The organism is Amycolatopsis halotolerans (assembly GCF_042647905.1).
In the GTDB taxonomy this organism is placed as follows: domain Bacteria; phylum Actinomycetota; class Actinomycetes; order Mycobacteriales; family Pseudonocardiaceae; genus Amycolatopsis; species Amycolatopsis halotolerans.
Genome location: NZ_JBHRWI010000015.1, coordinates 292831 through 317236 on the forward strand (window position 1 = coordinate 292831; position 24406 = coordinate 317236).

Consider the following 24406-nt stretch of genomic DNA (forward strand, 5'->3'; position numbering starts at 1 on the left):
GTCAGGTCAGGCCGTGCCGCCGGGCGACGACCACGGCCGAGCGCCGGTTGTTCACGCCGAGCTTGCCGTAGATGGCCCGCACGTGGGTTTTCACCGTGTTGACCGAGACGGTGAGGTCGGACGCGATCTCGTCCAGCGAACGCTGCGACGGCAAGCGCTGCAGCACCACCTGCTCCCGATCGGTCAGGTCGCTGGGCGGAGCGTGCGGGACGAGCCTGCCGCGGACAGTCTGCGCGAAGCGGTCGAGCGAGCCGAAGCCGCCGGAGTGCCCGATCAGCAGGTCCCGGACCGGCGGCTCGGCGAGTGCGAACGGCCGCACCAGCCCGTTCGGCCGGGCGATCGCGAGAGCCTGGTCGAGGGCTTGGAGGGCTTTGGTCCGGCGGTGCGAGCGCAGGCCGAGCGCGGTTTCGGCCAGGCAGCGGTCGACCGGGGTGGCGGGCAGCAGCGCGATCGCCGACGCCGTTTCGCACAGCACGGCTTCGGCCGCCCCGGTTTCGTCCGCGGCGAGGTGGGCGCGGATCCGCAAGACAGCCAGTTCGCCGCTGCCCGACAGCTGTTCCTGGGCCCAGGCAAGGACTTCTGTCGCGTGCAGCGCTTCGCCGAGAGCGAGCGCGGCGTGTTGCTCGGCGATCGCGCACACCCCGACGAGTTCCCGGGGCAGGTCCAAACCCGCGAGCTGCCGACGCGCTGCGCGCATGAGTTGAGAACCCGCCGTCCGGCCCCCGTCGTCGAAACGTGCGACGCCTTCGAAGAACTCACGCAACGGCACCAGCAACGGCGCTGAACCAGGCACAGCGGTCGCCTGGGCCAGTTCCCGAGCCGCAGCAGCCGGTTCAGCGCGCATCAGTTCGTCGTAGGCCAGCAATAGACGGCACTCGGCGACTCCCGGAGCGCGTTGCCACTCGTGTCGACGTGCGACCGCGAGCGCCCCGGTGCACGCTCGGCGCATCGTGGGGTGCTTCCCGCCGACAGCGCTGGCGACCGCCAGTGCGAGCCTGCTGTGCAGCACGAGGTGGTCCAGCCGTTCGCCGCTCGCCAGGCGCAACGCCTCCTGCGCCTGTGTGCCCGCGTGGCGGCGCGCGCCTCGGTGCAGCGAACGCCACGCGCGATCGAGATGGGACCAGGCGTCGAACGCCGGGTGCCGCGTTGCGGGAGGTTCTGCTCCGGCCAAGCGGTTTCCCTTGATCGCGGCCAGGTGCCGGACGGCGAGCGGCCACCAGTCGCCACCGCCCTCCTCGCCGAGGTCGGACTCCGCTTCGGCGAGCCGTCCGCCCTGGATGTTCTCGAGCGCGGACGCCAACCGCAGCGACGGGTTCGCGGCGACCGTCGCGCTGCCGAGGAAATCGAGCGCCGCACGCACCGGTCCCCCGTCTCCGGCAAGCACCTGACGCACGGCTCGCTCCCGGGCCAGCACCAGGACGTACTCCCGGTCCTGTCCGGCGACCGCGTGCCCGAGCGCCTCCCCGAACCGTCCTTCGCCAGCGTGCCACCGCGCGGCGATCCCGTGCAGCCGCGACACCCGCGATGGGTCCCGCCGCGCCAGTTCGGCTTGCAGGAAGCCGCGCAGGAGCGGGAAGAACTGATAGGTGTCGGCCGGTGTGCGCGTGACCAGGCCCCACGAGCGCTCGAGTTCGTCCAATCGCGCGCCCGCGTCTCGACGGCCGGACAAACGGACCGCGAGGGTCGCCGAGACCGCGTCACAGATGCTGAGGCACAGCAACAGATCCGTCGTCGCCGAGGGCAGGTGTGCGAGCACTTCGTCGGAGAAGAACCGCGCCACGGCACGATCGTCGCCGGTGACGGAGTCGACCGCGGCGTCCTCCGCCCCGCGCACCGAAACCGCCGTCCAGCCGAGCGCCGCGGCCCAGCCCGCGGTGCGTTCGGTGAGCTCCCGGACGCACTCGTCGTCCACCGAAGCTCCGGCGGCCCGCAGCAGGCTCCCCGTCTCCGCGGCGGTGAACCGGAGTTCGGCCGCGTCCACCCGGGACAGCACGTCTTCGAACTGCAGCCGGACCAGCCGCAGCGGCGGCTCGACCCGGGTGGACAGCACCAGGCGCAGCGCGGGCGGCAGGTGGCGGGCCAGTGCCGCGAGCGCTTCCAGCGGCTCCGGGCGGCGGATCTCCTGCAGGTCGTCCAGGATCAGCCGCACCGGCCCGTTCTGCCCGGCGAGCACGTCGTCGAGGTCGGCCAGGAACGCCCGCCGCCGCCCGGGCGGCGGCGGGCGCAACCGGTGCAGCGCGCTGTCCTCCGCGCAATCCCGCCGCAACGCGTCGAGAATCGCCCCCCACAGCCGGCTCTCGTCGTTGTCGTCCTCGTCGAGCGACACCCAGGCCGCCGCGCGGCCGACCCCGGCCCAGGCGGCCAGCGCCGTGGTCTTGCCCGCCCCGGCCGGGGCCCGGACCACGGTGACCGGCCGCACGGCGGCGCGGGAGAACAGCACGTCCAGCCGGGGACGGGGGACGAAGATCCCCGGCAGGCGCGGCACCGCGACCTTCGCACCGGGGACCGGCCGGGACCGGGTCGTCGTTCGAGCGGGCACGTCGGACCTCTCGGCTGTCGGGAGAGTGCGCCCCCGGCTCCCGCGGTCGACGGGCGGGGGCCACGACTGTACTGAGCACCGGGAACCGGGCCGCCGGGTCACCAGATTTCGGCGGCCGCCTCGTCGCCGTGCACGATGACGGCCCAGATCACCAGGACGTCGAGAGCGATCACGATCGCGCCCCAGAACGGGTACGCGGACAGGAAGGCCAATTGCGCCAACGCGTTGAAGCCGGCGAGCGCGACGGTGCAGACCCGGGCCCACTGCGCGCCGGTGAACAGCGCGATCCCGGTCAGCACCACGAGGACGCCGACGATCAGGTGGACCCAGCCCCAGCCGGTCAGGGAGAAGACGAGCAGGCCGGACGGGCCGACCGCGTAGTAGTGCCGGTCGACCAGCGCGACCAGGCCCTCCACCGCGGTGAAGAGTCCGGCGAGGACGGTGATCGTCCCGGCGAACCAGATCCAGCCGGCCCGGCGCGGCCGGGAGACGGCCCGCTCCGGCGGGAACGGCGGCCGGGCTCCGACGTTTCCGGCGGGCGGGTGCATGCGTTCGGTCATGGGTTCTCTTCCTCGTTCGTCGACGGGCTGCGGACCCGGGCGATCATGGTCGGCCCCCGCGCCGCCCGGCCTCGCCCGCGCCAGGTGAGATCAGGGGCTCGCGGCGTCCCGGGCTTTCACCCGGGGCGGGCGAAGCCGCGGCCGCCGGGACGGGAAACAGTGCGGCGGACCACCGATCCCGGAGCGAGGAGACGTCATGGCCACGTTGACCGTATGGAGGTTCCCGACCGTCGACGGCGCGGATAACGCACTGGATCTGCTTCAGCGGCTGCAGAAGCAGCAGCTGATCTCGATCACCGACGCGGCGCGCGTGAGCTGGCCCGATGGCCGGAAGAAGCCGAAGACCAAGGAACTCGGCTCGCTGGCCGGGGCCGGCGCGCTGGGCGGGACGTTCTGGGGCCTGCTGTTCGGCCTGATCTTCCTCGTCCCGCTGCTGGGCGCGGCCGTCGGCGCGGCGATCGGCGCGCTGACCGGATCGCTGCGGCACGTCGGGATCGACGAGGAGTTCGTCGACACCGTCCGGACCCAGGTCACGCCCGGCACGTCGGCGCTGTTCGTCATGTCGGACAACGCGGTGCTGGACCGGGTCGCCGAGCCGTTCAAGGAAACCGGAGCCTCGCTGCTGACGACCAATCTGTCCGACGAGGAGGAAGCCCGGCTGCGCGCCGCTTTCGGGGAATCCCCGGAGCACGAGCAGCTCTAACCCGCACGCGAACGGGCCCCCGCCGAACAGTTCGGCGAGGGCCCGCTCGCGTCCGTTCGGTCCATTGTGCTCGGCAGCACGGGCGAACGCCGTTGCGGCGCAAGCGAGACCGCGGCGGCGCCCCCGAACGTCGCCGCGGTCTCCCGCCGGAGGCGGACCGCACCTCCACCGCCACTCTGCGGGCGCACCCGCGTTTCGTCGTCACCCGCCTCGGATGACCTCGCTTCACCCCCGGCGGGCGACGCCGCCGTCCGGTCGCCGGGCCGAGGATCCGTGCCATGCCCTTCACCGACAAGGACACCACCGTGCGGATCGCCCGCGCCCGTGCCGCGCGCCTCACCGTGCCCGCCGCCCGCCACGCGGAGTTCCCGAGCACCGTCCTGCGCGCCGATCCCCTCGCCCTGCTGGCGCGCCAGGATTCCGGCCGGGTCCCGGAACTGCTGCCCCTGCGCTACACCCGGCTGGCCGCCTCGCCGCTCGCGTACTTCCGCGGCGCCGCGCTGCCCGCCGCGGCGGACCTCGCCGCCACGCCGCGGACCGGATTCGCGGTCCAGGCCTGCGGAGACGCCCAGCTGGCCAATTTCGGCCTGTTCGCCGCGCAGGGCCGCCGGCTGGTCTTCGACTTCGCCGATTTCGACGAGACCCTGCGCGCGCCCTGGGAATGGGACGTCAAACGGCTCGCCGCGAGCTTCGAGGTCACCGGCCGGGAGATCGGGCACCCCGCCGCGCAGCGAAGGCGCACGGTGCTGGCCGCGGTCGAGTCGTACCGGCTGGCCATGCACGACTTCGCGCGCCGCACCCCGCTCGAGCTCTTCTTCGCCCCTCCGGACCCCAGGACGCTGCGCACGGTCGCGGCACATCGCCTCGGCCCCGCCGGTCGACGCGCCGCCGACCCGTTCCGGCACACCGAAATCCGCGACGGCGCGGTGAAGCTCGCCGCCCGCGCGCCATGGGCGCTCGCGGCTGGCCGCATCGGCGGGGACAGCGATCCGGAGACACTCGCCGATCGCCTCTGCTCCGTGCTCAGGCGCTACCGGCGCACACTCGGCCCCGCGCGACGGGCCATGCTGGACCGTTACCGGCTGGCCGACGCCGCGCGCACAGTGCCGGGCCCGGCCGGCTCCGGCGCCCGATGCTGGGTCGCCCTGCTCGTCCGGACGGACACCGGAGACCCGCTTCTCCTGCAGCTGAAGGAAGCCCGGCCGTCAGTGTTGCAAGAGTGCACCGGCGCCTCCACGCTGGACAGTCCCGGAAGGCGGGTGGTCACCGGGCAACGGCTGATCCAAGCGGCGGGCGACGTCTTCCTCGGCTGGGCCCGCTCCCCCGGTTTCGACGGTCCGGCCCGCGACTTCCACGTCCGCCGGCTGCGCCACGACCGAAGTTGCGGCGACATCGCGACGATGACCCCGGACGTCCTGCGGGCCAACGCCCGGCTGTGCGGCTGGACGGTGGCCAAGGCGCACGCGCGCACCGGCGACGCGCTCGCGATCGCCGCGTACCTCGGCTCCGGATCGGGTTTCGCCGAGGCCGTCCGGGAATTCTCGATCGCCTGCGCCGACCAGAACGAACGCGACCACGCCGCGCTGCGGCGGGCGATCCGGCTCGGCCGCGTCGCGGCGGCCGGGTCGTGACGGACCGCCTCACCCGAGCGCGCGGTGCTCCGTCCGGGGGAGTTCGCGGACCCGATGGACGGATTCGACGTGCATCCCGAGCGATTCGAGCCGGCGCAGGATTCGCGGAAGGTCGCCGGGATCGGCGACGGTGCCGAACACAATCGTTTCCGGCGGAACGGGGACCACGAGCACGTCCCGGAAATCGGCCGCGCTTTCGGCGGCTCCTCCCGGAATGGCGCCACAGCCGCGGAAAACGTAATTCACGCGCGCTCGGATACCCGGGACGGCGGGCGCGCTCACCGGCGGCCCCCGTCCCGCCCGGACGCGTGCCACGCGAAGCCGACGACAGCCAGATCGAGCAGCACCACGAACGCCGACCAGCCGTGCGGCGGCAGGAAGACCAGCCGTGCGACCAGGTCCGCGGCGGCGCGGATGCCCGCCCGGATCCGGGCGGGCGAGACCAGCGAGGCGAGCGCCACGGTCAGCCCGAGCACCGCTGTCCCGGCGCTGACCGAGCCCGTCCGCACCAGGTCGAGCACCACGACCTCGCCCGGCCCGAGCCAGAAGAACTGCGTGCAGGCGAATCGCGGCCGACCGCCCGAGGAATTCCCGCGTATTTTCACCCGCCCCACGATTCTGCCGCCGGACGCCGTTTTCCTCGCCCGCAGCGGATGAGCCGCTCTCCGTGCCTGGCAAAATCCGCCGGAATCGCCCGGAACCGACCGCGAAGGAGAATTGCGCATGCGCCGACGCCCCGACGTCTCGCTCCGAAGACAAGTGCCGAGAACCAAAGTCGCCGTTCCCGGCCCGCCCGCGGACCTCGTGTCGCGGCCGCGGCTGCTCGCTGTCCTCGACCGCGCGGCCGAGGCCGCCATCGTGTTCGTCGGGGCCCCCGCCGGGTTCGGCAAGACCGTGCTGCTGGCCGACTGGGCGCGCCGCCGGGGACGAGGGGCGGTCGCCTGGCTGTCCGCGGACGCCGACGACAACGACGACCGGCTTTTCTGGTCCGCGGTCCTCGAAGCGCTCAGCCGCAGCGGCCGGTTCCCGGACGGCGATCCGGTGCGGTTCCTGGCGGTGCCCGAGTCTCCGAGCACCGATCTCGCGTTCCTGGCCGAGCTCGCCGACGCGCTCGACGCGCTGAGCGAACCCGTCGTGCTCGTGCTCGACAGCGCGCACGAGATCACCTCGCCCGAGCCGTGGCGCGGGTTGCGGACGCTGATGCGCCACCAGCCCGCGGGACTGTGCCTCGCGATTTCGAGCCGCCGGGAACCCCCGCTGCCGCTGGGCCGGGCGCGGCTCGCGGACCGGCTCGTCGAAATCGGAGCCGAGCGGCTGCGGTTCACCGCCGGGGAGGCGGAAACGCTGTTCGCCACCGCGGACGCGGCGATCCCCCGGCACGAGGTCGCGCCGCTGGTCGACCGGACCGGGGGCTGGCCGGTCGGGCTGCGTCTCGCGGCGGCGTCCGCGGCCCGGCACGGCAGCTTGTGGGACTTCGACACCGGCCGCGACAGCGCCACGCTCGCCTATCTGACCGACGAGGTCCTCGCCCCGCTTTCGGCGGCGCAGCGGGAACTGCTGCGGACGATCAGCGTCTGCGACGACATCCCGCCGGGGCTCGCTCCGGTGCTGTGCGGGCGGGCCGACGCGGAGGCGATGCTCCACGAGCTGAGCGGGCCGTCCGTCCGGGCGGTCGACTCCGGCGGCAGTCCGCCGCACCGCCGCGTCACGCCGTTGCTGCGTACCTATCTGCGTGCGGAACTGCAGCGGCGCGCTCCGGACCGCGCGCGGACTCTGCACGCGACGGCTGCTCGCTGGTTCGCCGACCACGACCGGCCTGCGGCCGCCTTGCTGCACAGCGTCCACGCGGGCGATCCCGGCCAGGTCGGCGAACTGCTGCGCACGCACGCCGTTTCGCTGTTCCTCGCTGGCGAACACCAGGTCCTGCGCCTGGCGCTCGCCGCGGTGGAAGACCGGCGGGTCGCGGCCGATCCCCTGGCGGCGCTGATCTCGGCGGCGCTGAGTCTCGAGGCCGCCGAGACCTCAGCGGCCTGCCTCCAGCTCGCCTGGGCGGACGCCGCGTGGCCGGACCAGCCGACAGCGGAGCTGACCGTCCTGCGGCAACTGGCGCAGTCCCGGCTCGCCCAACTCGACCGCACCCCTGCGCATGCTGGGCGCGCGGCGGAGCAGATCGACGAAGGACTCGCCACCGCGTTAGCCGGCCTCGCGGCCGCGCACCGGGCCGGTGCACTCGCAATTCGCGGCGAGCGCGAAGAAGCCCGGCGATCCCTGGAGCACCTCCTCGCCGCGGCGGAAGAACTCGGGCAGGAGTTCACGGTCGCGCATTGCCTCGCCGCGCTCGCCGAAATCGCCTGCCAGGACGGCGATTACCCGGCGATGGACCGGCTCGCCCGCCGGGCCGGGACCGCGCAGCCGCACCAGGATTCGCCGCAGTCGTTCCAGCGTGCGCAAGCAGCGGCCCTGCTGGCGTACGGAGCGCTGGTGCGCGGCGAGCCCGCTGAGTGCGTCACGCACGCGAAACGGGTCGGGCAGTTGCTCGGCGACGCGCCCGCGCGGGCGGCCCGCAGCCTGCGGCTGTTCGCGGAAACCCTGCGCGGCGCGGCCGAATTCGAACTCGGCGGCTGGCACTCCGGCCTGCGGCGGATGCGCCGGGCCCGCCGCCGGCTCGGAACCAGCCGGTCCTGCCCGGCCCGGCACGCGGTCCTGTGCGCCGTCCTCGAACACCGCGCGGCGCTGCGGCTGGGCGCGGCCGGCCAGGCGAAGGAAGCCGTTCGCTGGGCTGCGCCCGCGCTTGCCGGTTCGGGCGAGGAACTGCTCGTGCGCGCCCGGACCCAGCTGCGGCTCGGCCGGCACCACGGGGCGAGTTCCGTGCTGCGTTCCCTGGCGGAGGACGAAGCGCCCATGACGCTCCCGTGGGCGGCGGTCGAGGCGACGCTGGTCGGGGTGCAGGCCGCGCTGGCCGCCGGGGCGCCGGAGCGGGCGGCCCGGCTGCTCGACGACGCCCTGCGCGCGGCCGAACCCGCCGGGGTCCGGTTCCCGTTCGTCTTCGCCCCGCCCGATCTCATCGGGTTCCTGACCAGCCGGCTCGGCGCGCTGGGCGGCGGCGAACGGTGCGCCGGGGAAATCCTCGCGGTGCGGCGCGGGTTGCGCACCCCGCCGATGCCGGAGCCGCTGACCGAACGCGAGCGCGGCGTCCTGCGCCTGCTGCCGACCCAGCGGTCGATCGACGAGATCGCCGAAGACCTGACCGTCTCGCCCAACACCGTCAAGACCCACGTCCGCGGGATCTACGCGAAGCTCGCCGTCCGCAGCCGCCGGGAAGCGGTCGCGATCGCGCGGGAACGCGGGCTGCTCGACGCCGAGGTCCCCGACTTCGCCGGATAGCGCCCGCCCCACCCGCGGCGGGCGAGGCGGGCGCGTCCGCGATCCGGTCGGGTGGGCGGGCAACGGGCCCGTCCGGCCCCCGAACGACGGCGAGGAGAAGTCATGACCCTGGCGAGCGCGGAGTACCCGTTCTTGAACGTGATGGCGACGATGCTGGTGTTCTTCTGCTGGGTCGCCTGGTTCGGCCTGCTGTTCGTGGCCATCGGCGACCTCTACCGCCGCTCCGACGCCTCCGGCTGGGCCAAAGCGGGCTGGACCCTGCTGATGCTCGTGCTGCCGGTCGTCGGCGTCCTGCTCTACCTCGGCATCGAGGGCCGCCGCCTGCACGACCGGCGGCGCGTCCGGGAAGCAGCCGCGGAACGGCGCTTCGCCGGCTATGTGCGTTCAGTGTCCACATCGGACACTACGAGTGCGGCGCAGATCGCCGAAGCCCGGCGACTGCTGGACGACGGCGTCATCAACGACACGGAGTACCAGACCCTGATGCGGAAGGCGCTCGCGCCGTGACCGCGGCGCGGCGGTGGCGGTTCGTCCAGCTCGCGGTGCTCCGTCCGCTGCTCACGGTCACCGCGCTGGTCTGCCTCTATTACCTGCTCCCGGTCGGCCAGCCGGTGCGGCCCTGGACCTTGGCCGTGCTGGTCGCCGGGCTCGCGCTCGTGGTGCTGCTGGTCGTCGGCGAGGTGCGGATGATCCTGCGCTCGCCGTTCCCGGCCGGACAGGGCGTCCAGGCGCTGGCCCTCGTGGTCCCGTTGTTCCTGCTGCTGTTCGCCGACGGCTACTACGTGCTCGGCCACGACCGTCCCGGTTCCTTCGCCACCGGCCTGACGCGCACGGACGCGCTGTACTTCACGGTCACGGTGTTCAGCTCGGTCGGATTCGGCGACATCGCCCCGGTTTCCGCGACAGCCCGGGTGCTGGTGACCCTCCAGATGGTCGCCGATCTGGTCGTGCTCGGCGTGGTGCTGCGGGTGATCGTGGCCGCGGTGCGGCGCCGCCGACCGGCCCCGCTACTTCGGCGCGGGCAGGAACAGAGCGGCGACGAGCCCGGCCACCGCCGCGACGGCCAAGGTCGTGAGGGCGAGCGCGAAGGACCGGTCCCCGAGGTGCGGAGTCCCGGCCAGAACGGAACCGGCCAGCGCGGTCCCGACCGACGAGCCGAGGTTGGACACGCTGCGCGACACCCCGGAAATGTCGCCCTGGGCCGAATCCGGGAAGCGGGACTGCACCAGGTTCGCCGACGCCGTGAGCATGATGCCGACACCGGCGCCGAGCAGGAACAGCCCGGGCGCCGCGCTCGCCACTCCCGAGTCGGCGCGCACCAGCACAAGCACGAGGACCAATCCGGCGACGGCGAGGACGAAGCCGACGCGGATCAGCCACCGCTGGGAGTGCCGCCGCGCCATCCGGCCCGCGGCGGCCGAAGCGGCGAGGATGCCGATCGTCGCGGGTGTCAGCATCAACCCGGTTTCGATCGCGTCGCAGCCGCGGACCTCCTGCAGGAAGACCGCCACCACGAAGAACGCGCCCTGCAGAACAAGCCATTGCACGTGCTGGGTCGCCAAGCCGAGACCGGTGATCCGGTCGCGGAAAAGCCCTGACGGCACCAACGGATCCCGTCCGGCCCGTTCGCGCGCGCGGACGTGGACGAAGAACAGGACCAAGAGCACCGCGCCGATTCCGGCGAACAGCCACACCGGCGAGACGCTTCCCGCCGGAATCAGCACGACTCCGGCGACGGCGAAGTCCGTCCGGGAAACGAACCAGCCATACGAACCCGATTGCAGGACACCGAAAACGACGAAGAACAGACCGGCCGCCGAAAGGAGCGCACCGCCCGCGTCGAACCGCTTCTCGCGGGGCGGCGCGGGCGGTTCGGCGACGCGCAGGGCCAGCAGGACAATGAGTGCGACCAGCAGCACCTGCAGCAGGAACGACGCGCGCCAGCCGAGCCACGTCGTGACCAGGCCGCCGAGCAGCGGACCGGCCGCCGCACCGAGCGCGCCCGCCCCGCTCACCACGCCCAGCGCCCGCGCGCGGGCCGTCAGGTCCGGGCTGGTCACGGTGACCAGGATGTAGATCGGCGGGATCATCAGCGCCGAACCGATCCCTTCCAGCAGCGAGTAGCCGACGATCAGCATCCCCGGCCCGTGCGCGAGCGAAGCCAGCAGCGCGCCGGCGCCGTAAACGCCGAGCCCGGCCAGGAAACACCGCTTGCGGCCCAGCAGATCGCTCAGCTTGCTGCCCGGCACCATCAGCGACGCCATCGTCAGCGTGAACACCGTGATCGCCGTCTGCACGCCGAGCACGGTGGTGCCGAGATCCGCGGCGACGGCGCTGACCGCGACGGTCATGGTGGTGGCCGCGTAGCTCGCGACGAACTGGGCGAGGGCCAGGGGCAGCACGATCATCGGCGGGCCTTCCTGCTCGGGTGCCGCACACGGTGGCGCGGCGGCGGCCGGGCCACCTCACCCCGCGCGGATGAGGCGGTCCCGGCCCGCTCCGGCGACGGTGCGGACGAGGAAACCGTTGCCCCGAGGGAGAAACCATGACCGAGACCACGATCGCCGAGCACGCGCTGATCGGCGACCTGCAGACCGCCGCGCTGGTGACCACCGACGGGTCGATCGACTGGTTCTGCGCGCCGCGGTTCGATTCGGCGTCGGTCTTCGGCGCCCTGCTCGACGACGAGCGCGGCGGCCGGTTCCGGGTCCGCCCGGCGGGCGCCTGCGCGAGTTCGCAGATGTACCACCCGGACACCGCCGTGCTGATCACCCGGTTCTCCGGGCCGGACGGGATCGGCGAGGTCGTCGACTTCATGCCGCCGTGCGGCGATGCCCCCGCCAAGCGGCACCGGATCGCCCGGCTCGTGCGCTGCGTCCGCGGCCGGATGACCTTCGACGTGCTGGTCGCGCCCCGCTTCGACTACGGCCGCCGTCCGCACCGGGCGATGCTCGTCAAGAACGGGGCCGTGTTCACCGCGCCGGGAATGTCATTGGTGCTGCACGCGGTTCGCGAGCCGGGCGACGAGCAGCTCGCCGAGGCGCGCGTCGAAGGCGAGGACGTGCATCTGCGGATCGCTCTCGACGCGGGCCAGGTCCGCGGCGTCGTGCTCGAGACCGGAGCCGACGCGCCGCCGCGAGAGATCGGCGTCGCCGAGTTCACCGCGCTCTTCGAGTCCACAGTGGACTGGTGGCGCACCTGGCTCGCCCGATCCTCCTATCGCGGCCGCTGGCGGGAAATCGTGGACCGTTCGGCGATCACGCTCAAACTGCTCACCTACGCCCCGACCGGCGGGCTGGTCGCCGCGCCCACCCTCGGGCTGCCCGAGCAGATCGGCGGCGAACGCAACTGGGACTACCGCTACACCTGGGTCCGCGACGCGTCGTTCTCGGTGTCGGCGTTGCTGGCGCTCGGATTCGCCGAGGAGGCGGCCCGGTTCGGGAACTGGCTCGGCGACCGCATCCGCGAAGGCGACGGCGGGGCCAGCGGACCGCTCGCCGTCCTGTACCGGGTGGACGGCACGTCGGACCTGCGAGAGGAACGCCTCGCGCACTGGTCCGGGCACCGCGGGTCGAGCCCGGTCCGGATCGGCAACGCCGCGTCCGGGCAGCTGCAGCTCGACATCTACGGCGAAGCCCTCGACAGCGTCTTCGCCGCCGACCGCGCGGGATTCGAACTGCCGCACCAAGGCTGGACCGCACTCCGCGCCGCGCTCGACTGGCTCGGCGACCACTGGGACCAGCCGGAGGAAGGCATCTGGGAGACCCGCGGCGGCCGGAAACGCTTCACCTACGGCCGCCTGATGAGCTGGGTCGCCTTCGACCGCGCCATCCGGCTGGCCGACACGCACGGCCGCCCCGCCCCGGTCGAGGACTGGACCTGGCAGCGCGACAGCATCCACAGCCAGATCCTCAGCCGCAGCTGGCACCGCACGCGCAACGCCTTCGTCCAGCACGACACCGGCGACGAACTGGACGCGGCCCTGCTTCGCATGCCCCGCACCGGTTTCCTCCCGCCGAAGGACCCGCTGTGGCTCTCGACGCTCGACGCGATCAAGGCCGATCTGGTCACCGACAGCCTGGTCTACCGCTACGACCCGGTCTCCTCCCCGGACGGGCTCGCCGGCGGCGAGGGCACGTTTTCGTTGTGCAGCTTCGATTACGTCGACGCGCTGACCCGCGCCGGACGTTTGGAAGAGGCCCGCACAGCGTTCGAGAAGATGCTCACCTACGCCAACCACGTCGGCCTGTACGCCGAGGAAATCGCCCCGACCGGCGAGCAACTCGGCAACTTCCCGCAGGCCTTCACGCACCTGGCGCTGATCGACGCCGCGGTCACCCTCGACGCCGCACTCGACCGATGAGCCGGTCTCGCCCGTCGCGGGTGACCCGGCCAGGCCCGCCGCGGACCACGCTGAGGCACCCGTCGAAGCGAGCGCTGGGAGGCCCCAAGCGATGACCGCCAACGCATCCGATCCGCCCGGCGCTCCCCCGCCGTCCGGCGGCAGCGGCGAACACGCCCGGCCGCCCTCCGCCGCGTGGATCTCCTGGGTCGCGCTCGCGCTCATGACCACCAGCTCCGTCGCGAGCCTCCGCCCGTCGCCGACCATGGCGGTTTACGGTCTCGCGGCCGTCTTCCTCTACGTCGTCCCGGCGATCGTGTTCCTGCTGCCGACGTCGCTGGTCTCGGCCGAACTGGCGTCGGGCTGGTCCGGCGGCGTCTACAACTGGGTCGCGCTCGGCATCTCGAAGCCGGCGGGATTCCTCGCGGTCTGGTGCCAGTTCGCGATGACGATCTTCTACTACCCCAGCCTGCTCGGCTACGTCGCGAGCACGCTCGCGTACGTGGTCGATCCGGGCCTCGCCGACAACGGCTGGTGGACGGCCGCGGTCATCGTCGTCGCGTACTGGTCCGGAGTCTGGGTCTCCTCCCGGGGCACGAAGGGCGTCGCCGGGCTCGCGGGCGGCGGGCTCGTGCTCGGCACCCTGATCCCCGGCGCGCTGCTGGTGGTTCTCGGGATCGTGTTCCTCGGGCAAGGCCATCCGTCCGCCGCGCCGATGTCCGCGGACCATCTGCTGCCCGCGTGGGCCGGGCTGGCCAGCCTCGTGCTGATCGTGAACAACTTCCTCTCGTACTCGGGCATGGAGATGAACGCGGTGCACGTGTCGTCGCTTCGCAAGCCAGCCAAGGAATTCCCGCGCTCGATGTTCCTGGCGATGGGCTTGGTGCTGCTCGTCTTCGTGCTTCCCGCGCTGGCGATCAGCTGGATCGTCCCGGCCGGGGAGCTGTCGCTGACCGCCGGGGTGATGCAGGCCTTCGACGCGGTCTTCGCCGCCTTCGGGATCCAATGGCTCACCCCGGCGATCGGCGTCCTGCTCGTCCTCGCGTCGCTCGGCGGAATGCTCACCTGGCTGGCCGGACCGTCGAAAGGCCTGCTGCTGATCTCCCGCCAGGAGGGCTACTTGCCGCCGTTCCTGCAGCGGCTCAACGGCCGGGGCGTGCAGCGGAACATCCTCGTCGCCCAGGGCGCGGTCACCACCGTGATCGCCCTGCTCTACGCGTTCATCCCGGACGTCTCCAGCGCGTACTGGATCTTCTCGGTGATCACCACCCAGGTGTACCTGATCATGTACCTGCTGATGTTCGTCGCGGCAGTGCGGCTGCGGCGCAAGCACCCCGACCGTCCGCGCGGGTTCCGCGCGCCGATGCTGCTCGGCCTGTGCGGCGTCGGGTTCTGCGCGTCGCTGGCCGCGCTGCTGGTCGGGTTCGTCCCGCCGGCGCAATTCGGCTCCGGCAGCCCGTGGATGTACGTCGGCATCGTCGCGGGCGGCGCGCTCGGTCTCGGTCTGCTGGTGCCTTTCCTGTTCTACCGCTCGCGCAAACCGTCGTGGCGGCAACCGGAAGGGAGCGAGTCATGAACGCGACAGAACTCCGGCGCCGGATCGCCGGGCTCATGCCGCGGGCACGCGACGAGCTCGCGCACCTCGTCGCGATGCGGTCGGTCGCGGACCCGCGCCAGTTCCCGCCGGAGGAATGCCGCCGGGCTGCGGAATGGGTAGCCGGGGCCTTCGCCGGAACGGGATTCGACACCATCCTCGCCGACACCCCGGACGGCAGCCAGGCAGTCGTCGGTTCTCGTCCGTGCGCCCGGGAAGACGCCCCGACCGTGCTGCTCTACGCGCACTACGACGTCCAGCCTCCGTTGCGGGAGGGCGCATGGCGGACGCCGCCGTTCGAACTGACCGAAGTGGACGGTCGCTGGCACGGCCGCGGCGCGGCCGACTGCAAAGGCAACATCCTCATGCACCTGACCGCGTTGCGCGCGCTCGGCGACGACGTGCCGGTCCACCTGAAACTCGTCGTGGAAGGCTCCGAGGAGCAGGGCACGGGCGGGCTGGAGGCGTTCGTGCCCGGCAACGCCGACCTCTTGCGAGCCGACGCGATCCTGGTGGCCGACACCGGAAACGCGGCGGTCGGGCAACCCGCCGTCACGGTCAGCCTCCGCGGCATGGTCGACGTCGTCGTCTCCGTCGAAGCCCTGCCGTCCGAACTGCACTCCGGCATGTTCGGCGGTCCCGCCCCCGACGCGCTGGCCGCGCTGGTGTCGATGCTCGCGACGCTGCGCGACGACAACGGCAACACGACGATCCGCAGCCTGCCCAACGACGGCCGCTGGTCCGGAGCCGCCTACCCGGCGGCACGCTTCCGGACCGATGCGGGCCTTTCCCTCGACGCGGTCCTGCTCGGCGACGCCGCAGTCGCGGACACCTTGTGGGCGCGCTCGACGCTGACGGTGCTCGGCATCGATTGCCCGCCGGTCATCGGGTCGACCGCGGCCATCGTCCCGCGCGCCCGCGCCCGGCTGAACTTGCGCATCCCGCCCGGCATCGACCCGTACGACGCGGCCCGCGCCCTGATCGGGCACCTGACGTCCGCCGCCCCTTGGGACGTGGAGGTCTCGGCCGACGTCGCGGGGATCGGCCACCCGTTCCGCGCCTCGACCGACGGCCCCGCCTACCGGACGCTGGCCGAAGCCATGCAAACCGCTTACGGCCGCCCGATGCGCCAGCTCGGCCAAGGCGGTTCGATCCCGTTGTGCACTGTCCTCGCCGAGACGTACCCGGACGCGGAGATCCTGCTCCTGGGCGTCGAGGAACCGCAGTCGCTCATCCACGCGCCCAACGAAGCGTCGCGCCGCAAGAGATCGCGGACATGGCATTGGCCGAGGCATTGTTCCTGCGCGGCTACGGGCTCCCGCTGATAAGTCAGACCCGCGGAGGCGCCGCCTGCAACGTCCCCGCGGGCAACCGGTCCGCGCCCCAGCTCCGCTCGACGTAACCGAGAATCCGCGCGACATCCTCCGCGGGCACCTTCTCCGGCTCCCCGTGCTCCCGAGGATCCACATGGAAGATGTACAACCGGGACGCGAACTGCTCGAACGGCAGCGAGGCCTCCCCGAACCGCTCGCCGTTGCCCGCCGTGGAGACCACGACGCCGTCGCCCCAGTCCTGGCCGCTGTCGTTGTTCGGGTTGTAGAAGTACACCCGCATGACGTCCTCGGGGTCCGGGGCCGTGCGCAGGATCGTGATCGCGTGCCAGCCGACGTAGCGGGCCGCGCTGTCGGTGACCGCGACCCCGGCCGGCTGCGGGTGGATCAGCGGCTGATCGCCGTTGTAGGCCGGGTGGTAGCTCGCGTAGAACTGCCGCAGGAAGTCGTCGGGGTCGACCAGTTTCCCGGTGGCGACGTCGACGTTGATCCGGAATCCCCGCGACGCCCACCAGCCGTGGAACTCCGGGTTGACCCAGCGGTGCGGGTCGCCGGGGCGGTCGGCGCAGCGGCGGCCCATCTCGGCGTAGATCCGGTCGAGGTGCGGCACGACGAGCGACGACACCGGGTCCAGGTCGACGGGCAGCGCCGCGGACAGCCCGGCGCCGCTTTCCCTCGACGAGACCGGCTGTCCTTCGAAGTGCATGACGACCTCGTCGTCGCGCGCCGCCCACACCACGACCTGCAGCAGGTAGTCCGGGTCGTTGTAGGCCCACATCGACAACGCGCGCGCCGACTGGCAGGTCGGGTTGTCGCCCTGCCCGACGCCGAGCGGCTGGCCCAGCATCGAGAGCACGCCCGCGAGCAGCCGCGCCTCGGGCCTCGGCTGGTCGCCGAACACGAGCGCCAGCCGTTCCCGCGCGGCGGCGGACAGCTCCAGCGCCAATTGCCGCCACAGCGCGGGCACGACCGGCGGTTCGTAGAGAATGCCGCGGTCGAGCAGCAGCGCCAGCCCGTAGACGCACTGCGCGGTCTGCGGATGCACCGCCTCTTCGATCAGCCGGTGGACCAGGTCGTGGTAGCGCAGCAGGCAGTTCCGGCCCACGTCGGACAACCCGAGCGCCTCGCCCAGGAGGTAGTCGCTCTCGTGCGCCAGGTACCGCAGCAGTTCGGCGTGGTACGGCGACACCAGGCCGGTGTCGTGCATGGCCCGGGCGAACCCGGTCGCCTCGTACTGCAGGGTCGCCGCGTCCATCGCCTCGAGCCGGGACCGGAACACCTCGACGCCCGGGTCCTCCCGGCACGCCTCGGTGGTCCCGAACAGGCTGGTGATGAGCCGGTCGAGCCCCTGCACCGAGGACCCGCCCAGGTCGACGTCCGGGTCGCCGCGGTAGATCGAGATCCGGGTGATCAGCGACCGGACCTGGTCGACCTGGATCGGGCGCTGGCGCAGGACCCGCCAGATCTCCTCGACGACCTTGTCCAGGATGCTGTCGTACCCGATCTGGTCGGCGAGATACCGCAGCAGGTCCCGGATCAGCTGCGCGGTCCGGCCCTGCCTGGTCCGCTCGGCCTCGCTGGGCGGGGTGAACAGCAGCTCCAGGTTCGCCCCGAGCACCTGCGACAGGAAGACGCGGGCGTCCTCGGCCGGCAGCGTCGGGTGCTCGTAGTCTCCGCACGCGACCGCGAGCATCCGCAGCTCGCTGGTCGCCTCGATGACCACGGTGTCGGTGTTCTCGCTGTGCAGGCCGGGCCCGACCAGCGCGGGGATGAGGATCTCCGGGGTGTCCCAGTCCGTGTCCTGGAAAACCCCGGCCTCCTCCAGCGCCTGCGCCCTGGCCCGGACCGCTGCCGCGCCGTCCGGCTGGAGCAGCACCCGCCGCAGCGCCTCCAGCACCCGCCGCAGCTTCGTGTGCTTGCCGAAGTCGCGGGTTTCGGCCATGGCCCCGACAGCGTCGTCCAGCGAGGCCACGCGTTTGGCCAGCGTCGCAGTCGTGCCGGTGACGTCGGCGTTCGGCTTCAAATGCGTCCTTCGGTCGGGGTGGCGGACTCGTCCTGGGGTCAGACGTAGAAGTCCAGTTCTTCCTGTTCCTTCAGCAGGTCGCGCATCCGGTAGGTGTCGTCCCCGAAGAAGTACAGCAGACCCCAGTGCGTGCCGAACGCGGTCCTCTTCGTCACCGTCTCTTCCAGCGGCGCGGTCAGGTCGTGTGACTCGTAGTAGTCGTCGTCCTCGGTCTGCTGCGGGATCTTCAACTCGCTTACCACGCGGCGGCGCGGGTAAACGCCGAAGCAGCCGGCGACCCCGGTCGCGTCGACGACCTCCGTCGGGAAGAAAGCGTCGATCTCCTCCTCGGTCGTCTTCGGGTCGAAGGACAGGACCAGCGCCTGGTAGGCGTTGAAACCGTAGGCCCGTTCGAGCAGTTCGAAGACCTTGAAGCCCGGCGGCCGGTAGGCGACCTCGCCGAAGTACATCTCGCCGTCGCTGGTGACGAAGTACTCCGGGTGCACGAAGCCGAACTCGATGTCGAAGGTCTTGACGAGCTTCTCGATCTGGGCGGTGATCTGCGGCCGGTAGCGCTCCAGCTCCGGGGTCGCCGGGACGAACACCGAGTACCCGAGCGTGACGTACTCGGAGATGTTCAGGAACTTGACCTTGCCGCCGTGGATCCACGCCTCGACGGCGAACTCCCAGCCGTCGAGATGCGACTCCATCAGGACCGGGAACTCCTCGTCCGGGATCGAGTCGATCTCGTCCGGGGTGCGGATGACGCGGTGCCCGAGGCAGCCCGCCTTGTCGAACGCCTTGAGGTGGATCGGGTCGTTCGGGTCGCCGTCGAGCTTGAGCAGCGTCTGGTTGACCCGCTTGAGGAACCGGACGACGTCGTCGCGGGCGTGCGCCTCCTCGAAGATCCCCACCCGGATGCCGCCGAGCTGCGCGCGCCGCTTCATCAGCGCCTTGTCCCGCAGCAGCATGGCCTGGCCGAACAGCCGCGGGTTGTCCATCAGCACCGAGTTGATCGCCCCGGCCCATTCGACGGTCTCCTCGAACAGCGGGATGGCGACGTCGACGCCTTCCTCGTGCAGGATCTCGGCGATCTCCATCGACCGGTCGTTGAGCCGCTCGAAATTCCACGACACGTACGGGATGTCGTGCTCGGCGCAGTACTTCTCCGCCCAGTCCGGGGCGACCACGACGTAGCGCCGGTCGAACCGGTCGAGCGCCTCGACCGCGTTGAGCGACCAGCCGAGCAGCGCTACGTATCCCTTGTCCGGATCCTTCGCGATCGGCTCGGACTTCGGCATAGGGCGTTCCTCCGTTCAGCACGCGCGACTCGCCACGGCGTGGCGGCTGCGGCCGTGCCGAAGTCATATACCCGAAATCGGCGGAATGAAACGGATCCGTGCCGCCCAGCGCGGTTTGATCCGCGGAAACCGGTGCGCCGCAAGGATTCCGGACTACTCGACCGCCTGTCCGATCAGCGCGCACGCCGTGGCGAACGCCCCCGCCAGGTCGTGCCCCATCCCGGCCACCACGTCGTCCAGCCCGCGCAACCCCGCCCGTTCCAGCAGGGTTTTCTCGTTCGTCACCCACTCCCCGCGCGCGGCCAGCACCGCGTGCCCGGCCTGCATCGCCGCCACCCCCACCGAAGCCGCGGTCTCCGCGACCCGCCCGTGCCGCACATACGCCGATTTCGCGTACTCCAAAGTCCGTGCCGCCGAAGCACGCCAGAACTTGGGGGCGTTCTCCCGCAGCAGTTCCGGATACTCCGGCCGCGGCAGCTCCCCGCGCACCACGCGGTTCAGCGCCAGCTCCGCCACCACCAGGTAACTCGGGATCCCGGCCAGGTGGAACGCCAGCGGCTCCCAATGGAACCGGCCCTTCTCCGCCTCCGCGAGTTCGTGCTCGACCACGTCCAGGTCGCGGTAGTGCACGTCCACCGGCCGCCCCCGCACGGTGAGCCACGCACCGCCGTTGAAGACCCCGCCGCCCCATTCGCCCAGGCCGGACACCTCGCCCGGCAGGTTGAGCGCGCGCAGGTCGTCCGGGTCGAACGCGCCGCGGTAGTACACCGCGTAGTCCCAGTCGCTGTCCGGGCGGTGGCTTCCGCGCGCCCGCGATCCGCCCAGCGCCACCGCTTTGACCCCGGGCAAACCGGACAGCAGCTCAGCCACGTGGTCGGCGAAGGTTTCCTCGTCGTTTTCCCGCATCAGGAGAACATGCCATGAATCTCTGCCAAGATCGCCTGTATTTCGCCGGTTGTCCGTCTGGCCTGGGGGTCCGAATGCACCGTTTACGCACGATCGCGCTCGCAACCGCGGCTGTCACCGCGCTCGGCGTCGCACCCGCGAACGCCGCGCAGTCCTTCTCCGACACGATCTTCGCCGCCACGCACAACAGTTACTCCGGCAACGTCGACGGCGCGAAAGGAGCCATCGCCTACCAGCTCGACCAGGGCGTCCGGTTCATCGAATTCGACGTCCACGACAACGGCTACGCCACCCGCCGCGACTACGGCATCGGCCACAGCTCGCCCGGCGATCTCGTCGACCACGCGGGAAATCCGGCGTCCGACAGCCTCCGCGACTGGCTCGCCGTGGTGAACACCTGGTCCGCCGCGCACCCGGACGCGGCGCCGATCGTCGTCATGCTCGACCTGAAGGACGACCTCACCGACAACGACTCGTTCGCCGCCGGAAACCTGGCCGCGGTCAACGCCGAGCTGAGCGCCGCGTTCGGCCCGCGGCTGCTCTCCCCCGCCGCCTACCGCACCGGCGCGACCACGGATTCCTTGCGCGGCAAGGTCCTTCCGCTGCTGTCGGGCGACGGCGGCACGCGCGCGGCGTATCGCCGCGATGTCGGGTACCACCCGGCGGTCGCGGTGAACAGCCGCGGCCAGGTCGTGGAGGTGCACGACTCCGGCGGCGGCGCGCTCTGGTACTGGACCGGGCAGCTCGGCGCCGACGGACGCGTCGCCTGGCAGCGCCACGGCCGTTACGACAGCGGCCAGACCCCCGCGGTCGCACTCGACGACTCCGGCCGGATCGTCGAGGTGCACCAGTCGCAGAGCGCCACCACGCTCTGGTATCACACCGGACAGCTCGGTGCCGACGGCGAAATCACCTGGTCGGCAAGCCATCAGTACGACAACGGGGTGCTTCCGACAGTCGCGTTCACCGGCGGCGGCGTCCGCGAAATCCACCGCAGCCAGGCGAACAACCAGAACTGGCAGTGGCGCGGCACGCTCTCCGGCGAGACGGTGACCTGGACCGGCAACGCGAAGACGTCCGATCCGCGTTACGACAAGGCGAACGCCGGGCGAATCTCTGTCACCACCGGCGCCGACGGGTCCACGCCGGCGCAAACCCTGCGCTACTCCACGGATCTCGTCACCGGCGGCCGCGTGCAGTACCAGCAGGTCGCGTTCGACGAATACCAGCAGGGCGACCCTGCCGAACTCCAGGACGGGCTGTTCTACGGTGCTCCGGCGAAGGAATCGGCATTCCTGGTCGCCGCACGCAAGAGTGGCCACGTGGTCCGCGGCTGGGACTTCGACACCGCGGGCCTCGCCACCGATCCGCTGGTCAACTACCCGGCCACCAACCACCCGTACGACGACTGGTACCGGCAGCTCACCAAGGACGCCGCCCGGTAGCGGACGGAGGTCACCGCACGCTGCCGCTCATCCGGTCCACGGCGTCTTTGGCTTCCTTCAGGCTGGCTCCGGTCACTTCGCGGTAGCGCTTGATCGCGGCGATCGTCTTGCCCTCGCGCAGCAACGGATCCAGCTCCCGGGCGAGATCGCCGCCCGGTTGCTGAACGCCGAGGTGGTCGAGCACGAGATCGAGCTTGCGCTCCAGCCGGGTCATCCGGCGCTCGAGCGACCTGGTGCTCGAACCCCAGCCCGTGCTCAGCACGATTCCGAGGATCAGCAGCGCGACGATCAGCCACAGCAGTTCGATGTTCACGCGCCGCAGCGTACTTGTCCGTATTGTCCGGGAAGATCAACGGGGCCGGACGTGAAGCGGCCCCCGCTCTCCCACCCCGACGGGGAGAGCGAGGGCCTCGCCCACGGGCTGGAGGGTCGGTGTTCCTCCCAAGAACACCGGCCCCTCCGGCCTGTGGGCGCTCAGGCGGTCCGCTGCCTGAGCCGAGCCGCCCCGACGGCTACGACCGGCATCGACGCTTCCCGCAGCGCCGCCCGTTCGACCGGCCGCCGGACCGTCCCGTTGGGAGTCCGCAGGCAATATCGCTCCACGGATTCCATCAGCACGGCGGCGACCATCACGACCACGGGCGTAGCCAGCGCGAACCACATGGTGGCTTTGGTACCCAAGCGCGCGGAAAACCAATCGCTCTTTCCCCGACCGAGTGGCGATTAGACTGGCGGCGTGCGCACGCGACCGACGCTGACCTGGGCCGGACCTGGAGAACCCTTGCCGCGCACGGGCACGGTCGCCGACGTGGCCGAGATCGTCTCCGGGCGGCGGGTGCTCGTGCTGAGCGGAGCCGGGCTCTCCACCGAATCCGGCATCCCCGACTACCGCGGCGAAACCGGCAGCCTTCGCCGCCACACGCCCATGACGTACGGCGAATTCGTCGCCGGCGAAGCGGGCCGCCAGCGGTACTGGGCGCGCAGCCACCTCGGCTGGCGCACCATCGCGCGGGCCGCGCCGAATGACGGGCACCACGCGGTTTCCGCGCTGCGGGCGGGCGGCTGGCTCTCCGGTGTCATCACACAGAACGTCGACGGCCTCCACCGCGCAGCCGGCACCCCCGGTGTGGTCGAACTGCACGGCAACCTCGACCGCGTCGTCTGCCTCGACTGCCGCCGCACCACCGCCCGCGAGGAACTCGACGCCCGGCTGCGCGCGGCCAACCCGGATTTCGGCGCCGTGGCAACGAGGATCAACCCGGACGGCGACGTCGAACTGGCCGAGGACGTCGTCCGCACCTTCCGCACCGTGCCCTGCACGAGCTGTTCCGGCGTGCTGAAACCGGACGTGGTGTTCTTCGGCGAGAACGTGCCGCGCGCCCGCGTGGAGCGGTGCTACCGGCTGGTCGACGAGGCGTCCGCGGTGCTGGTGCTGGGTTCTTCGCTCACGGTCATGTCCGGCTTGCGCTTCGTCCGGCGCGCCGCCAAATCCGGCAAGCCCGTCGTGATCGTCAACCGCGGCCAGACGCGCGGCGACGAGCACGCGACCGTCCGCGCGGACCTGCCGCTCGGCCCCGCGCTCACCGAACTGCTGGCCGTCCTGGAAATCTCGTTGCCCGACGCGACGGCCGCCGGATAGGCTTCGATCACTCCGATGGAACGGTCCCCGGAAGTACGCCGCAGAACGGACCGGCCAGCCTGACATCACCCAGGTCCAGGAGCGGGCGGCAACCCTGTTGTTGTCGACCCGTTTACCCGGAGGTTCTCCGATGTCCCTCGGCATTGGCCTGCCCATCAGCGACCCCGCCGCCCTGCTCGAGTGGGCGCGGCGCGCGGACGCCGGCCCGTTCAACACGCTCGGGCTGCTCGACCGGCTCGTTTACCACAATCCCGAACCGCTCACCGCGCTCGCCGTGCTGGCCGGCGCGACCACCCGCGTCCGGCTGCAGACCGAGGTCCTGCTCGCTCCGCTGCGCGAGACCGCGCTGCTCGCCAAGCAGGCCGCCACGCTCGACCTGATGAGCGGCGGCCGGTTCGTGCTCGGCCTCGGCGTCGGCGGCCGGGAGGACGACCACCACGTCGCCGGCACCCCGCTGCGCGACCGCGGCCGCCGCTTCGACCAGCAGCTCGCCGACCTGTGCCGGCTCTGGTCCGGCGAACCGCACAGCGCCGAAGCCGGTCCGATCGGCCCCGCCCCGGCCCGCGAAGGCGGCCCGGAAATCCTGATCGGCGCGTTCAAACCCAAGGCACTGGCCCGCGTGGCCCGCTGGGGCGACGGCCTGCTCGCCGCCGCTCCGCCGTCGTGGGCGGGCGGGTTGTTCGACACCGTGCGCCGCGACTGGCAGGAGCTCGGCCGCAAGGGCGAGCCGCGTCTTGTCGCGCAGGTGAACGTCGCGCTCGGCCCGGATTCCCTCGTGGACGAAGCCAAAGCGGCGATGCACGCGTACTACGAATTCACCGGAATGGCGGAGCAGATGGCGAGCGGCATGCTCACCGCGGCCGACGACATCCGGGCCGCGATCCGCGCGTACCGCGATCTCGGCGCGGACGAGGTGATGCTGTACTGCTGGGGCGGCGATCCCGACCAGGTCGACCGGCTCGCCGATCTCGCCTGAGCAGCTGACCCCTGCCGAACAACTGACCTCGCCTGAACAACGCCGGAAGTAAG

General features: G+C 71.8%; 19 protein-coding genes and 2 pseudogenes. 11 read left to right on the forward strand and 10 right to left on the reverse strand.

Annotation, left to right across the window (positions count from 1 at the left end; translation table 11 throughout):
- Position 1 precedes the first annotated feature (1 nt).
- Together ACFORO_RS11465 and ACFORO_RS11470 are read right to left on the reverse strand one after the other, a co-directional pair.
- Complete coding sequence (locus ACFORO_RS11465; RefSeq protein WP_377896546.1) at positions 2-2539, reverse strand: LuxR C-terminal-related transcriptional regulator; 2538 nt, start codon at positions 2537-2539, stop codon at positions 2-4.
- 98 nt (positions 2540-2637) lie between these two features.
- A complete protein-coding gene (locus ACFORO_RS11470) occupies positions 2638-3099 on the reverse strand; it encodes a DUF7144 family membrane protein (protein ID WP_377868502.1) in 462 nt (153 codons plus the stop codon).
- Between the two features lie 196 nt (positions 3100-3295).
- On the opposite strand from ACFORO_RS11470, the gene ACFORO_RS11475 reads away from it, so the two are divergent.
- Together ACFORO_RS11475 and ACFORO_RS11480 are read left to right on the forward strand one after the other, a co-directional pair.
- Complete coding sequence (locus ACFORO_RS11475; protein WP_377868501.1) at positions 3296-3802, forward strand: DUF1269 domain-containing protein; 507 nt, start codon at positions 3296-3298, stop codon at positions 3800-3802.
- Between the two features lie 278 nt (positions 3803-4080).
- Positions 4081-5433, forward strand: a complete 1353-nt coding sequence (locus tag ACFORO_RS11480) for a DUF2252 domain-containing protein (RefSeq protein ID WP_377868500.1) — start codon at positions 4081-4083, stop codon at positions 5431-5433.
- Between the two features lie 9 nt (positions 5434-5442).
- Here ACFORO_RS11480 and ACFORO_RS11485 read toward each other — a convergent pair whose 3' ends face one another.
- Both ACFORO_RS11485 and ACFORO_RS11490 read right to left on the reverse strand, forming a co-directional pair.
- Positions 5443-5679 (reverse strand): hypothetical protein, encoded by a 237-nt coding sequence (locus ACFORO_RS11485; protein WP_354746725.1) that lies wholly within the window; start codon positions 5677-5679, stop codon positions 5443-5445.
- 32 nt (positions 5680-5711) lie between these two features.
- On the reverse strand, positions 5712-6038 hold the full coding sequence (locus ACFORO_RS11490) for a hypothetical protein (protein WP_377868499.1): 327 nt from the start codon (positions 6036-6038) through the stop codon (positions 5712-5714).
- Positions 6039-6156: 118 nt separating this feature from the next.
- Between ACFORO_RS11490 and ACFORO_RS11495 the strand changes: the two genes are divergently transcribed.
- From ACFORO_RS11495 to ACFORO_RS11505, 3 genes and pseudogenes are all read left to right on the forward strand, one after another.
- On the forward strand, positions 6157-8817 hold the full coding sequence (locus ACFORO_RS11495) for a LuxR C-terminal-related transcriptional regulator (protein WP_377868498.1): 2661 nt from the start codon (positions 6157-6159) through the stop codon (positions 8815-8817).
- 102 nt (positions 8818-8919) lie between these two features.
- Positions 8920-9324, forward strand: coding sequence for a PLDc N-terminal domain-containing protein (locus tag ACFORO_RS11500; protein WP_377868497.1), 405 nt, complete (start codon positions 8920-8922; stop codon positions 9322-9324).
- A gap of 179 nt (positions 9325-9503) precedes the next feature.
- A pseudogene (locus ACFORO_RS11505) lies at positions 9504-9746 on the forward strand (ion channel); the annotation flags it as partial.
- 78 nt (positions 9747-9824) lie between these two features.
- On the opposite strand, the gene ACFORO_RS11510 reads toward ACFORO_RS11505, so the two are convergent.
- Positions 9825-11225, reverse strand: coding sequence for an MFS transporter (locus ACFORO_RS11510; protein ID WP_377868496.1), 1401 nt, complete (start codon positions 11223-11225; stop codon positions 9825-9827).
- A gap of 137 nt (positions 11226-11362) precedes the next feature.
- Here ACFORO_RS11510 and ACFORO_RS11515 point away from each other — a divergent pair, with 137 nt between their 5' ends.
- The 3 genes and pseudogenes from ACFORO_RS11515 to ACFORO_RS11525 form a co-directional block, all read left to right on the forward strand.
- Entirely contained in the window at positions 11363-13180 is a 1818-nt protein-coding gene (locus ACFORO_RS11515; protein ID WP_377868495.1) for a glycoside hydrolase family 15 protein, read from the forward strand.
- Between the two features lie 91 nt (positions 13181-13271).
- Positions 13272-14735 (forward strand): APC family permease, encoded by a 1464-nt coding sequence (locus ACFORO_RS11520; RefSeq protein WP_377868494.1) that lies wholly within the window; start codon positions 13272-13274, stop codon positions 14733-14735.
- Positions 14732-16068: pseudogene (locus ACFORO_RS11525) on the forward strand (M20/M25/M40 family metallo-hydrolase); the annotation flags it as partial. The gene ACFORO_RS11520 and the pseudogene ACFORO_RS11525, both read left to right, overlap by 4 nt.
- A gap of 14 nt (positions 16069-16082) precedes the next feature.
- Here ACFORO_RS11525 and ACFORO_RS11530 read toward each other — a convergent pair.
- The 3 genes from ACFORO_RS11530 to ACFORO_RS11540 form a co-directional block, all read right to left on the reverse strand.
- Entirely contained in the window at positions 16083-18107 is a 2025-nt protein-coding gene (locus ACFORO_RS11530; RefSeq protein ID WP_377868493.1) for a hypothetical protein, read from the reverse strand.
- Positions 18108-18145: 38 nt separating this feature from the next.
- The gene (locus ACFORO_RS11535; RefSeq protein ID WP_354746708.1) at positions 18146-19387 is read right to left on the reverse strand and encodes an ATP-grasp domain-containing protein; all 1242 of its coding nucleotides are present in this window, start codon (positions 19385-19387) and stop codon (positions 18146-18148) included.
- Between the two features lie 153 nt (positions 19388-19540).
- Entirely contained in the window at positions 19541-20293 is a 753-nt protein-coding gene (locus ACFORO_RS11540; protein WP_377868492.1) for a nucleotidyltransferase domain-containing protein, read from the reverse strand.
- A gap of 74 nt (positions 20294-20367) precedes the next feature.
- Here ACFORO_RS11540 and ACFORO_RS11545 point away from each other — a divergent pair, with 74 nt between their 5' ends.
- Positions 20368-21738: a hypothetical protein gene (locus ACFORO_RS11545; protein WP_377868491.1), complete on the forward strand. Its 1371-nt coding sequence runs from the start codon at positions 20368-20370 to the stop codon at positions 21736-21738.
- A 10-nt stretch (positions 21739-21748) separates the two neighbouring features.
- Here the strand turns inward: ACFORO_RS11545 and ACFORO_RS11550 are convergent, their stop codons facing one another.
- Together ACFORO_RS11550 and ACFORO_RS11555 are read right to left on the reverse strand one after the other, a co-directional pair.
- On the reverse strand, positions 21749-22051 hold the full coding sequence (locus ACFORO_RS11550; RefSeq protein ID WP_377868490.1) for a hypothetical protein: 303 nt from the start codon (positions 22049-22051) through the stop codon (positions 21749-21751).
- Positions 22052-22212: 161 nt separating this feature from the next.
- Positions 22213-22401 (reverse strand): hypothetical protein, encoded by a 189-nt coding sequence (locus ACFORO_RS11555; protein WP_354746700.1) that lies wholly within the window; start codon positions 22399-22401, stop codon positions 22213-22215.
- Between the two features lie 73 nt (positions 22402-22474).
- Between ACFORO_RS11555 and ACFORO_RS11560 the strand changes: the two genes are divergently transcribed.
- The gene (locus ACFORO_RS11560) at positions 22475-23377 is read left to right on the forward strand and encodes an NAD-dependent protein deacetylase (protein ID WP_354746698.1); all 903 of its coding nucleotides are present in this window, start codon (positions 22475-22477) and stop codon (positions 23375-23377) included.
- A gap of 130 nt (positions 23378-23507) precedes the next feature.
- Positions 23508-24353, forward strand: coding sequence for an LLM class flavin-dependent oxidoreductase (locus ACFORO_RS11565; protein ID WP_377868489.1), 846 nt, complete (start codon positions 23508-23510; stop codon positions 24351-24353).
- Positions 24354-24406 lie beyond the last annotated feature (53 nt).